The organism is Streptomyces incanus, from assembly GCF_042656345.1.
Taxonomy (GTDB): domain Bacteria; phylum Actinomycetota; class Actinomycetes; order Streptomycetales; family Streptomycetaceae; genus Streptomyces; species Streptomyces incanus.
In genome coordinates this window covers 13,431-24,511 of record NZ_JBHSPC010000084.1, presented here as the reverse complement: position 1 = coordinate 24,511, position 11,081 = coordinate 13,431, and the positions used below count along the sequence as shown (strand labels likewise).

At 71.3% G+C, this 11,081-nt stretch carries 9 protein-coding genes; 1 reads left to right on the top strand and 8 read right to left on the bottom strand.

Annotated elements, in window-relative coordinates; translation table 11 throughout:
* Window positions 1-132: 132 nt before the first annotated feature.
* The 4 genes from ACFP2V_RS25505 to ACFP2V_RS25490 all read right to left on the bottom strand — a co-directional run bounded on the left by ACFP2V_RS25505 (window position 133) and on the right by ACFP2V_RS25490 (window position 4,994).
* Window positions 133-1,179: a BMP family lipoprotein gene (locus ACFP2V_RS25505; protein WP_381217024.1), complete on the bottom strand. Its 1,047-nt coding sequence runs from the start codon at window positions 1,177-1,179 to the stop codon at window positions 133-135.
* 330 nt (window positions 1,180-1,509) lie between these two features.
* On the bottom strand, window positions 1,510-2,190 hold the full coding sequence (locus ACFP2V_RS25500) for a class I SAM-dependent methyltransferase (RefSeq protein ID WP_381217021.1): 681 nt from the start codon (window positions 2,188-2,190) through the stop codon (window positions 1,510-1,512).
* A gap of 162 nt (window positions 2,191-2,352) precedes the next feature.
* Complete coding sequence (locus ACFP2V_RS25495) at window positions 2,353-3,408, bottom strand: BMP family lipoprotein (RefSeq protein ID WP_381217018.1); 1,056 nt, start codon at window positions 3,406-3,408, stop codon at window positions 2,353-2,355.
* Between the two features lie 326 nt (window positions 3,409-3,734).
* Window positions 3,735-4,994, bottom strand: a complete 1,260-nt coding sequence (locus ACFP2V_RS25490; RefSeq protein WP_381217109.1) for a M20 family metallopeptidase — start codon at window positions 4,992-4,994, stop codon at window positions 3,735-3,737.
* 346 nt (window positions 4,995-5,340) lie between these two features.
* On the opposite strand from ACFP2V_RS25490, the gene ACFP2V_RS25485 reads away from it, so the two are divergent.
* A complete protein-coding gene (locus ACFP2V_RS25485) occupies window positions 5,341-6,033 on the top strand; it encodes a class I SAM-dependent DNA methyltransferase (RefSeq protein ID WP_381217015.1) in 693 nt (230 codons plus the stop codon).
* Between the two features lie 139 nt (window positions 6,034-6,172).
* Here ACFP2V_RS25485 and ACFP2V_RS25480 read toward each other — a convergent pair whose 3' ends face one another.
* From ACFP2V_RS25480 to ACFP2V_RS25465, 4 genes are read right to left on the bottom strand one after another with little or no spacing between them, the layout of a single operon-like run.
* Complete coding sequence (locus ACFP2V_RS25480; RefSeq protein WP_381217012.1) at window positions 6,173-7,246, bottom strand: hypothetical protein; 1,074 nt, start codon at window positions 7,244-7,246, stop codon at window positions 6,173-6,175.
* Between the two features lie 48 nt (window positions 7,247-7,294).
* Window positions 7,295-8,233 carry an N-acetylneuraminate synthase family protein gene (locus tag ACFP2V_RS25475; RefSeq protein WP_381217009.1) on the bottom strand — a complete coding sequence of 313 codons (939 nt, stop codon included), beginning with the start codon at window positions 8,231-8,233 and terminating at the stop codon, window positions 7,295-7,297.
* Between the two features lie 13 nt (window positions 8,234-8,246).
* A complete protein-coding gene (locus ACFP2V_RS25470) occupies window positions 8,247-9,554 on the bottom strand; it encodes a cytidylyltransferase domain-containing protein (RefSeq protein ID WP_381217006.1) in 1,308 nt (435 codons plus the stop codon).
* A 32-nt stretch (window positions 9,555-9,586) separates the two neighbouring features.
* Window positions 9,587-10,915, bottom strand: a complete 1,329-nt coding sequence (locus ACFP2V_RS25465) for a DUF6716 putative glycosyltransferase (protein WP_381217003.1) — start codon at window positions 10,913-10,915, stop codon at window positions 9,587-9,589.
* Window positions 10,916-11,081 lie beyond the last annotated feature (166 nt).

The window sequence follows — 11,081 nt, the reverse complement described above, 5'->3', positions numbered from 1 at the left end:
CGCGCGTAGCGCCCCTACGGCATCGAACAGGGTCGCGCACCCGGCTCGACGGGGTGCGGGGAGCCTACTCCCCGCACCCCGTCGAGCGGTCACAACCCCAAGGGTTACAACGCTGTGCAGGTCCTGCCGGGCTCAGCTCGACTGGACCTTGATGTCGCCGCTGATGATCTTCTTCTTGGCCGTCTCGATGACGTCCTGAAGCTTCGCGTTGTTCGCGAACACGGGGTTGGACTGCGCGAGACCGACCTCACCCGACGTCAGGTCGCCCCTGAGGATACCGGTGCGGGGAGCCTTGTCCTCGACCGACTGCGCCAGCTTGTACACCGACTTGGCGACGTCCTTCGTCGCGGAGGTGAGGATCGAGTCCTTGTACTTCGCCAGGGCTTCCTGCGCGTACTGGTCGGAGTCCACACCGATCGCCCAGACCTTGTTGGCGGCCGCGGCCTCGATGGCGCCCTGACCGGACAGACCGGCCGCCGTGTAGATGACGTCGGCCTTCTTCTCGATCTGGCCCTCGGCGGCGGCCTTGCCCTTGTCGGGGCTGGAGAAGCCACCCTCCTCCGCCGTCTGCGTCAGGAACTGGGGGATGACCTTGACGTCCGGGTTGGTGTCCTTGACGCCCTGCTCGAAGCCGGCCCGGAACTTGTGGATCAGCGGGATGTCCACACCGCCGATGAAGCCCACGACGTCGGTCTTGGTGGTCTTGGCCGCGGCGACGCCGGCCAGGTAGGAGGCCTCCTCCTCGGAGAAAACCAGGTCGGCCACGTTGTCCAGCTCGACCGTGGAGTCGTCGACGATGCCGAAGGTGGTGTCCGGGTACTTCTCGGCGGCGCCCTTCAGGGCGGTGGCGTAGGCGTAGCCGACACCGACGACCGGGTCGTAGCCCTGCTTCGCCAGCGAGACCAGGCGCTGCTCCTTGTCCGCGTCGGTCTCACCGTCGGTGGGCTCGACGTCGGCGGTCTTGTACTCGAACTCCTTCTCCGCCTGCTTCAGGCCCGCGTACGCGGCGTCGTTGAAGGACTGGTCGCCCTTGCCGCCGACGTCGTAGGCGATGGCGATGCCCTTGTCCTCCTTGGACTCGGACGAGCCGGAGCTGGAGGTGCCACCGCAGGCGGCGAGCACGAGGGCCAGAGAGGCGGTCGTTGCGCCTGCGACCGTAATCCGGGAAATCCGGCGCATGTGTGGTGCTCCTTCGTACAAGCGCCGGAAGATCGGGGGGACGGCGCTGGCTTCGCCGCAGATTAACGCGCGTAGACCTCCCTGGAAACCCCTTCTGTCCAGCTTGTTATGCGGCCGTGGCCTACTTGGTCCCTACCGCGGGTACATCGTTGCCGATCGCGAATGGATCGTGGCACTGGGTGACATTCGGGCGATGTACGGCGTGAGGTGACAAGCACCGTGACATCCGACACGGTGCCCGCCGGCCGGCGCGGCGTACGCCGGGTATCGGAGCGGGCTGCCGGGTCCGCCGCCGGCGGGGGGCTCAGCTCAGCCGGCGGCGGAGAGGGCTCAGCTCAGCCGGCGCGCGCGCAGCACCAGGTCGTCGGCGTGGTGCGCGCCGGCGCCGCCGTCGGGTGCCACGCGGGGCCGCTGCTCGTCCGCCTCCACCACCCAGCCCTCGTCGAGCAGAGCGGCGACCATCGAGGGCCAGACGTAGTCGGCCGGGTCGAAGCCGCTCTCGTGCTCCTGCCGGGTGTCCATCCCCGCGTGGTGCACGAGCAGCAGCACGCCGCCGGGCGCGACGGCCGCGAGCAGCGCTCGCTCGGCCGCGGCGTCGGGGGTGCGCAGCAGAGCGGGGTACTGCGCGGAGACCAGGTCGAAGGAGGCCGGCGGGAGGGCCGCCTCCGTCAGTGAGGCGTGAACCCAGCGAACGGTGAGGCCGGCGTCCCGCGCGTGCCCGGCCGCCCGTTCCAGTGCCACGCCCGAGACCTCGAGTGCGGTCACGTCCCAGCCGCGGCGCGCGAGCCAGACGGCGTCCGCGCCCTCGCCGCAGCCGACGTCGAGCACCCGCCCGGGTGTGAGCCCGGCGGCCTCGGCCACCAGCGCGCCGTTGGGCCGGCCGCTCCACAGCTGCTGTCGGTCGGTGTACCGGTTGTCCCACTCCGCCCTCACCGCGGGGTCTCCGACGTATCCGTCGGCGGGGAAGGGCGGGTCGGACGCGGGCGGTCCTGCCACGAGGTCGTCGTTCATCGGCCCACCGTCGCCCAGCGCGTCCCGGACACGCCACTCCTGTTGCCGGTCCGGCAAAACGGCGCCCCAGGGCACGCAACACGGGCGGGCACCCACTGGGGTGCCCGCCCGGCTTCGTCACTGCGGTACCGCGGTACCGCTGCGCCCCGCTCCCCTGCCGCCCTACTCCGTCTTGACGGTGATGGAGCCGTCGATGATGCCGTCCTTGGCCTTGGCCACGGCGTCCGTCAGGCCCTCGATCTCGGCCATCTTCGGGTTGCTGTCGGAGAGGCCGACGCCCTCCACCTTGAGGTCGAAGACCTGGGTGCCGGTCAGCGGCTTGCCGTCCTTGACGGACTTGGCCAGCGTGTACACCGAACCGCCGACCTCCTTGGTGGCGGAGGTGAGGATGAAGTCCTTGTAGCCGGCGAGGGCTTCCTGCTGGTACTGGTCGGAGTCGACACCGATCGCCCAGACCTTCGCCTTGGCGGCGGCCTCGATCACGCCCTGGCCCGAGAGACCGGCCGCCTGGTAGATGACGTCGGCCTTCTTCTCGATCTGGCCCTCGGCGGCGGCCTTGCCCTTGTCGGGGCTGGAGAAGCCGCCCTCGTCCGCGGTCTGCGTCAGGTACTGCGGGATGACCTTGACCTTGGGGTCGGTCGCCTTCACGCCCTGCTGGAAGCCGGCCTCGAACTTGCGGATCAGCGGGATGTCGACACCGCCGATGAAGCCGACCGTCTTCGTCTTGGTGGCCTTGGCGGCGGCGACGCCGGCGAGGTAGGACGCCTGCTCCTCGGCGAAGACGAGGGAGGCGACGTTCTTGCCCTCGACCACGGAGTCGACGATGCCGAAGGTGGTGTCCGGGTACTTCTCGGCCACGGCCGTCATCGCCGGGCCGTAGGCGAAACCGACGCCGATGACGGGGTTGTAGCCCTGCTTGGCGAGCGACGAGAGGCGCTGCTCCTTGTCCGCGTCGGTCTCACCGTCGGTGGGCTCGATGTCGGCGGTCTTGTAGCCGAACTCCTTCTCGGCCTTCTGAAGCCCCGCGTAGGCGGCGTCGTTGAAGGACTGGTCGCCCTTGCCGCCGATGTCGTAGGCGATGGCGAGACCGAGGTCGCCCTTCGTGGAGCTCTTTCCGCTGTCCCCGCTCTCGCTGCTGGTGCCGCCGCAGGCCGTGGCGGCGAGTGCGAGCGACGCGACCCCCACCGCGACGCGAGTCAGTCTGGATATCCGACGCATCTGACGCTCCCCATTCTCCAAAGCCCCGCAGCGGGCGCTCGGTTCGGCGACATTAACGCGCGTAGACACTCCTGGGAACGGGGTACAGCGTGGCTGTTATCCATTCGTGCCGATGGCCGGTTACACCCCGGTAAAGCAGAGGGCCGTAGGGGATCGAAAGAGGTGGAAAGGGGCGACCGGAACGGCGCACGGCTGGGCGCGGCGCGCACCACGCCCCCCTTCCCCACCGCCCGGGAGCCAGTGAAGCGACGGGCGGGGACAGAGGGGGCGGAGGGAGCGAATTGGGGCCGGTGGCCGATGAGGCGACCGGCCGGCCCCCCGCCCGCTCAGCGCAGGGCGTCCAGGAGGGCGGCGGCGGTGAACAGTTCGACGCCCACGGTGATGGCGTGCTCGTCGACGTCGAAGTCACCCTGGTGCAGGTCGCGGATGGTGCGCTCGCCGGGGGGACGGACCCCGAGGCGGGCCATGGCACCGGGGACGTGCTCCAGGTACCAGGAGAAGTCCTCGCCGCCGAGGCTCTGTTCGGTGGTATCCACGGACTCCGCCCCGCGCCGGGCGATCATGGCGTCCCGCAGGAGTTCGGTGACGCCGGCCTCGTTGACGACCGGCGGGACTCCGCGCACGTAGGTGATCTCCGACTTGGCGCGGTGCAGGTTGGCCACCTCGTCGATGGCGGCGACCACGGTGTCCGGGGCCAGCCGCCAGGTCTCCAGGTCCAGGCAGCGCACGGTGCCGGAGAGCTCGGCGTGCTGCGGGATGACGTTGGGCGCGTGGCCGGACTCGACCCGGCCCCAGGTGATGGCGAGCCCGCTGCGGCTGTCGACCCGCCGGCCCACCAGGGCGGGCACGTCGGTGACGACCCGGGCGGCGGCGGTGACCAGGTCGGTGGTCAGATGCGGGCGGGCGGTGTGGCCGCCCGGTCCGTCGAGGGCGATCTCGAGACGGTCGCAGGCGGAGGTGATGGGGCCCTCGCGCAGCCCGATCCTCCCGGCGTCGACCCGGGGGTCGCAGTGCACGGCGACGATCCGCCCGACCCCGTCGAGCGCGCCGTCCAGGATGGCGTCGGCGGCCCCACCGGGCAGTACCTCCTCGGCGGGCTGGAAGATCATCCGCACCGGCCGGGGCAGCAGGCCCTGGCGGTCCAGTTCGGCGAGGACGAGCCCGGTGCCCAGCACGACGGTGGTGTGCACGTCGTGGCCGCAGGCGTGCGCCCGGTCGGGCACGGTGGAGCGGTACGGGCACTCGCTCTTCATGTCGGGGATGGGCAGCCCGTCGATGTCGGCGCGCAGGGCGAGCATGCCGGTGCCGGGGGCCGCTCCGGTGCCTGGGACGCTGCCGCCGTCCATCACCCCGATGTCACAGATGACGCCGGTCCCGCCGGAGAGTACGCGCGGCGCGAGGCCGGCCCGCTCCAGCCGCTCCTTGATCGCGGCGGTCGTACGGAACTCCTGGTTGCCCAGCTCGGGGTGCATGTGCAGGTCGCGGCGGAAGGCGACGAGCTCGGCGCGCAGGACCTCGGGGAGCGTACCCGGAAGCACCGCCCCTCCGGCCAGATCGACCTCGGACTCCTCGGACTCCAGTGACATCAGTTGCTTCACCCTTTGAAGGGTAGGACGCCGGGGCCTCCTACCGACCCCTGATCAAGAAAATTCAGCCCGTCAGTGGAAGAAAATCCGGCAGACCCACGCTTAGCCGTACTCCGTGATGGGTAAACTCGCCGCCCTCGTACGCGGATGAGCGTACGCAGGCCGCCGGAACCCACCGCCGCTCACGGCGGCCGCTTCCGGCGCCGCACTCCGCCTCTCCCCGGTGTACCACGCATCGCTCGAGCCACTCGGACCGGCTCGCCTTTCGGACACGGTCCACCGCCACCCACCCGCGCGGGTGAAAGCGTCTTCGGGGATCCCGGTTGCGCCGATAGGGTGCGGGGCCATGCACGCCGAACCGCCGGAGTTCCTCCGGACCACCCGTTCCTCGTACGACGCCATCGCCGACGACTACGCGGACCGGTTCGGAGACGGCCTGGCCGGGCTGCCGCTGGAACGCTCCCTGCTCACGGCTTTCGCCGAGCTCGCCCGCACCCCCGGGCGGGCGGCGGCCGGGGGTGCCCCGCCGCCGGTGGCGGACCTCGGCTGCGGTCCCGGGCACGTGACCGCACTGGTGCACCGGCTCGGGCTGCCGGTCTTCGGCGTCGACCTCTCACCGCGCATGGTGTCCCTGGCCCGCGAGGCGCATCCGGAGCTGCGGTTCCACGTGGGCTCGATGACCGCGCTGGACCTGCCGGCCGGCACGCTGGGCGGCATCGTGGCCCTCGACTCGATCACCCATGTCCCGGACGACCACCTCGCCGACGTCCTCGCCGAATTCCACCGCGTGCTGATGCCGGGCGCTCCCGTCCTGCTGGCTTTCGAGTCGGGCGACGAGGACGGCGGCCTGCACCTGGACGAACGCTTCGGCCGTCCCGTCTCCCTGGACTACCACTGGCGCTCCCCGTCCACGGTCGTCGCCCACCTGACCAAGGCGGGCCTGGAACTCACGGCCCAGGTCCTGCGGGAACCCACCGGCGACGAGAAACGCCCCCACGCCCTCCTCCTGGCCCGCAGGCCGAAGACGGCGCGGGCCTGACGCAGGCGTCCACGTGGGTGGCACGGACCGCATCGATCCGGCAGCCGTCGGTACCTCGACGCAGCTCGCGGACCGGGGGCGGTTTCCACCGGTACGGCCCCGAGTCCGCCGTTCCGGCTCCGGGCACCCCCGACGCCCCTCAAACCGCCGGCGCCGCCGAAACCGCCGCCAGCCGGTGCGCGTCCCGGGCCGTCCCCGTCACGTTGGACAGGAAGCCCTGGGCCCGGGGGGAGGCGTTCTCGGTGAGCCAGGCCGGGTTGATGTCGCAGACCGCGATGCGGACCTCCGTGCCGGACAGAGCCAGGGGGAGGGTGTGGACGACGGTCGACGGGAAGCTGAGGATCGTGCGGCCGATGGGGCCCCGCCGGGCGATGAGTTCGAGGGGGAGTTCGGGGCGGACGATCTCCAGGCCCGTCTCGACCGCGAGCCGGTGGAGTTTCTCGGTGCTCTCGCGGCGGTGGGCGAAGTATCGGGTCGCTCCGTGGGCCTTGGTGAGGGAGCGGACGGCCTCGACGTAGGCGTCGGCGTCCACCACGCCGGTCTCCACCAGGGAGGTGCCCACCATGTCGGCGGTCCTGGTGATCCGGGGCGGGCCGAACCGCTTCCGGGTCCAGGCGAAGGAGTTGGCGCTGACGGTGACTCCGGCCGGTATGTCGTCGACCGGCATCGAGGAGAAGACCTCCACCCGGCTCCGGCCGTTCGGGGTGAGCCTGCGCCGGGCGACGCCGGAGACCGGGGCGAGGATCAGGTCCCGGGGGCCGCGTCGGCCGCCCTTGCGGTGCCAGCGCACCAGGCGTTCGCCGCGCGCGAGCTGGCCGACGAACTCCATGGTCGCCGTGCCGTCGTCGACGACGACGAGGTCGCGGGCCCTGGTGATCGTCAGCATGAGTTGCACGTACCGCGAGAAGGGGTCGCCGAGGACGATCCGGGTGGCGCGGCGCAGTGGGCCGGCCAGGCCGCCTATGGTCTGGAAGGGCGCGCCTGCCCCGCCCCGCGCTTCCTCCCAGCGGACCTCGTGGCCCTCTTCGCGGGCGAGTTCGGACATGCGGCGCAACTGACCGCGTGTCATGGGGTCGAGGGGGGACAGCACCACGAGGGTGAGCCCCACGCCGGGCGCATGCGCGTGCGCCCACTCCAGCACGTTCAGCAGCTGTACCGGGCTCTCGACGAAGGCGAGAGTGTGGGAGCCGGCGGTCCCGGCGCGGGGGCTCATCGACGTACGACCGTTCCCGTCGTCAGGGGATGGTGGGGTGGGGGAGGGTCAGACGGCCAGCGGCTCGCCGGCGGCCGCGGCGATCTCCGCCTCGGCGACGGCACCGGGGACCCGGCGCAGCTTCTTCATCGGGCCCAGCTCGGACTCGTAGACCTTCTTGACGCCGTCACCGAGGGACGCCTCGATGGTGCGGATGTCGCGGACCAGGCGGGTGAGGCCCTGCGGCTCGACGGACGCGGCCTGGTCGGAGCCCCACATGGCGCGGTCGAGGGTGATGTGGCGCTCGACGAAGGCGGCACCGAGGGCGACGGCGGCAAGCGTGGTCTGCAGACCGGTCTCGTGGCCGGAGTAGCCGATCGGAACGTTCGGGAACTCCTGCTGAAGGGTGTCGATCATGCGGAGGTTCAGCTCTTCGGCCTTGGCCGGGTAGGTGGACGTCGCGTGGCAGAGCAGGATGTTCTCGCTGCCGAGCACCTCGACCGCGTGGCGGATCTGCTTCGGGGTGGACATCCCCGTGGAGAGGATGATCGTGCGGCCGGTGGCGCGCAGGGAGCGCAGCAGCTCGTCGTCCGTGAGGGAGGCGGAGGCGACCTTGTGGGCGGGGACGTCGAACTTCTCCAGGAAGGCGACGGCCTCGGTGTCCCACGGGGAGGCGAACCAGTCGATGCCCCGCTTCTTGCAGTAGGCGTCGATCTGGCCGTACTCCTCCTCGCCGAACTCCACGCGGTGGCGGTAGTCGATGTACGTCATCCGGCCCCAAGGGGTGTCGCGCTCGATGTCCCACTGGTCGCGCGGGGTGCAGATCTCGGGGGTGCGCTTCTGGAACTTGACGGCGTCGCAGCCGGCTTCGGCGGCGGCGTCGATCAGCTTGAACGCGTTCTCGATGTCGCCGTTGTGGTTGATGCCGATCTCGCCGGTGACGTACACCGGGCGGCCGGGGCCGGCTTCGCGGGAACCGAGGGTGCGGATGCGGGAGTTGGTGCTCATGACCGGTGCTTCCTTACTTGGGGAGGGAATCGAGAGAGGGGCCGAGGATCCAGCTGGCGATCTCCCGGATCGCGCCGTCGCCACCGGGGACGGTGGTGACCGCGCGTGCGGCGCCGCGTACGACGTCGTGGGCGCTCGCGACCGCCACGGGCCAGCCCACGAGGGCGAAGCACGGGAGGTCATTGACGTCGTTGCCGACGTAGAGCACGCGCTCGGGCGCGATGCCCTGTTCCTCGCACCACTGCTTCAGTGCGAGGTCCTTGCGGTCGATGCCGTGCAGCACGGGGATCTGGAGCTTGCGTGCGCGGGCGGCGACGACCGGGTTCTGTTCCGTGGACAGGACGAGCATCTTCAGTCCGCTCCTGCGCAGGGCGGCGATGCCGAGTCCGTCACCGCGGTGCACGGAGACGAATTCCTGTCCGGCGGCGTCGATCAGCACCCTGTCGTCGGTCTGGGTGCCGTCGAAGTCGAGGACGACCGCGTCGATGTCTTCCGCGGTCGGGAGGGCGCCGATGGGGGTCCCCCCTGCTCGAGCGAAGTCGAGAGCTTGGGGGATTCCCGCGTCGAAGAGCGGGGCGAGGGCGCGGGCGCGGGCGAGGTCGTGCGGGTCGTCGATCTCCAGCACGCGGGCGGGGTCGGTGCGCACGAGTTCGGTGCGGCCGAAGAAGCGGTGCTTGTGCTCGCGGAAACCGGCCGCGTCCATGGCGTAGGCGGCGCCGGTCTCCAGGAGGTCCTGGGGGCGGTCCTGCCGGCGGGGGCGGAAGGACTTGTCGTGGTTGACGCCGAAGCCGCCGCTGCCTCCGCCCTCCTGGGTGCCGGCCGCCCCGTCCGCCGGTTCCCCGTCGGTCGCGTCCCGCCAGACGAAGCCGTGGAAGGGGGCGACGGTCACGGCCGTGTCGGCGCCCTGCTCGGCGACCGCGCCGGCCACCCCGTCGATGTCCTCGCGGATCAGGAAGGGGCTGGTGCACTGCACGAGCAGGACGACGTCCACCTGGGCGCCGTGCAGCGCCTCGTGGGCGTCCATGGCGTGCAGGACGGCGGCCTCGGAGGTGGCGAGGTCGCCCGCGATGGCGGCCGGGCGCATCACGATCTCGGCGCCGGCCTGCCGGGCGGCGGCCGCGATGGCCTGGTCGTCGGTGGAGACCACGACGTCCGTGACCTGGCGCGCGGCGCGGCACTCGCGGACGGCGCGGGCCACCAGGGGCGCGCCGCCGACCGGCGCGAGGTTCTTCGCGGGCACGCCCTTGGAGCCGCCGCGCGCGGGGATCACGGCGAGCACCCGGCGCACCGAGGCGCCCTGGCCCGCTTGCGGGTGGGACATGGGATCAGCTCCTTGAGCAGGAAGGGAGGCGCTCACAACTCGCCCATCCGTCGGATCACCGGGGCCACCCGCTGGACGCCGTGGCGGTAGGCGCCGCGCGCCGCGCGGCGCACGATCTGCCGGACCGGTCCGGGCTCCTTGTCGGCGGCGGGGGCGCCGGGCAGCGGGGTGCCGTCCGGGCCGAGGTGATGGCGGGCGAGCAGGCCGGGCAGATAGCCGGGCGCGGTGACGGTCGTGTAGTACGGGGCCGGCGGCGGCAGGTCGCCGGGGCGTGCGAGCAGCTTGGTGATGCGCTCGCGGGCGGTGTCGAAGGCGGTCTCGTAGGAGGCTCCCCCGGCCGCCACGCCCTGCCGGGACACCCACTCCTCGTCCGGCACCGGCCGGTGGCCGGCGTCGAGCTGGTCCCAGGAGGCGAGGCAGCCGGAGCCGACGAAGTGGTGGTTGCCGAGCGCCTCGCGCACGCCGAGGTCGGTGAGGACCACGGTCGGGATGCGGCGGTGCAGGGATTCCAGGGCGGCCGTGGAGCTCACCGTGACCAGCAGGTCGGTGCGGTCCAGGACCTCGCCCATGTGCCCGTACACCAGGCGGAAGTTGGCCGGCGGGTCGAGCCGCTGGACCAGTTTCTGGTACGGCAGTTCCTCGATGTGCGTGGTGTGCTCGCCCGGCTTGGAGCGCAGCTTGAGCAGCACCTCGCGCTCGGGGTGCCGGCGGGCGTGCTCGACCAGCCGGTTCAGCAGGTAGGTACGGTCCCGGCGGTTCTCCGGTACGGAGGGCTGGGCGGCGAAGACGACCGTGTAGGGGTCGTGTTCGCCGGTGTAGGCGGCCCCGCCGAGGAACGGCAGCGCGACCTCCGTCACCGAGCCGGCGTCGGCGCCCACGCCTTCGTACACGGCGCGGAAACGGTCCGCGTCCTGACGGGAGTTGGCGAGGACGAGGTCGGCTCCGTGGCGCAGTAGCAGGCCGTCGGCGAGCTTCTCGTAGACGACTCCGACGTATCCGGTGACGACGACGGGCCGCTTCGCCCGGTCGGCGGGACCGTCCTCCCAGACGCGCCCGAGCCCGTGCAGCATCGCCTGCACCCCGCCGCCGACCAGGGCGAGGACCAGGAGGTCGTACGACTCCTCGCGCATGGCGTGCAGGAACTGGACCGCGGTCACCTCGTGGAGGGCGTCCGCCTGGACGCCGACCTCTTCGAGCTGACGGGCGGTGGGAGTCGCACGGCCCCGCAGGAGGTAACCGTCCAGGCGGAGGTCCGAATTCTCCGGGGTAATGCGGTTCGCGGTGAGCGCGCCCCATTTCCACCGGGTATCGGAATCCGCGAGGACGGCGACTCGCAGGGTCTTCGTTGCACTTGCTGGCACAACGAAGACGTTAGGAAGCAATTTCCAGGAGCGGCCCAACCCGAATCCAACAAATGGTTAACAGCAGATCGCCGAATGGGGAATCAGCCCACCCGCCACCCGGAAAAATGTTCGCTTCACTGCCTCGCCACGCGTCGTTCACCCTGTATCAAGGTTCAGGTAAAGA

Excerpts from the sequence above, each read along its gene's own strand:
- ACFP2V_RS25505 (WP_381217024.1), bottom strand. The coding sequence starts at position 1,179 with ATGCGCCGGATTTCCCGGATTACGGTCGCAGGCGCAACGACCGCCTCT.
- ACFP2V_RS25500 (WP_381217021.1), bottom strand. The coding sequence starts at position 2,190 with ATGAACGACGACCTCGTGGCAGGACCGCCCGCGTCCGACCCGCCCTTC.
- ACFP2V_RS25495 (WP_381217018.1), bottom strand. The coding sequence starts at position 3,408 with ATGCGTCGGATATCCAGACTGACTCGCGTCGCGGTGGGGGTCGCGTCG.
- ACFP2V_RS25490 (WP_381217109.1), bottom strand. The coding sequence starts at position 4,994 with ATGTCACTGGAGTCCGAGGAGTCCGAGGTCGATCTGGCCGGAGGGGCG.
- ACFP2V_RS25485 (WP_381217015.1), top strand. The coding sequence starts at position 5,341 with ATGCACGCCGAACCGCCGGAGTTCCTCCGGACCACCCGTTCCTCGTAC.
- ACFP2V_RS25480 (WP_381217012.1), bottom strand. The coding sequence starts at position 7,246 with ATGAGCCCCCGCGCCGGGACCGCCGGCTCCCACACTCTCGCCTTCGTC.
- ACFP2V_RS25475 (WP_381217009.1), bottom strand. The coding sequence starts at position 8,233 with ATGAGCACCAACTCCCGCATCCGCACCCTCGGTTCCCGCGAAGCCGGC.
- ACFP2V_RS25470 (WP_381217006.1), bottom strand. The coding sequence starts at position 9,554 with ATGTCCCACCCGCAAGCGGGCCAGGGCGCCTCGGTGCGCCGGGTGCTC.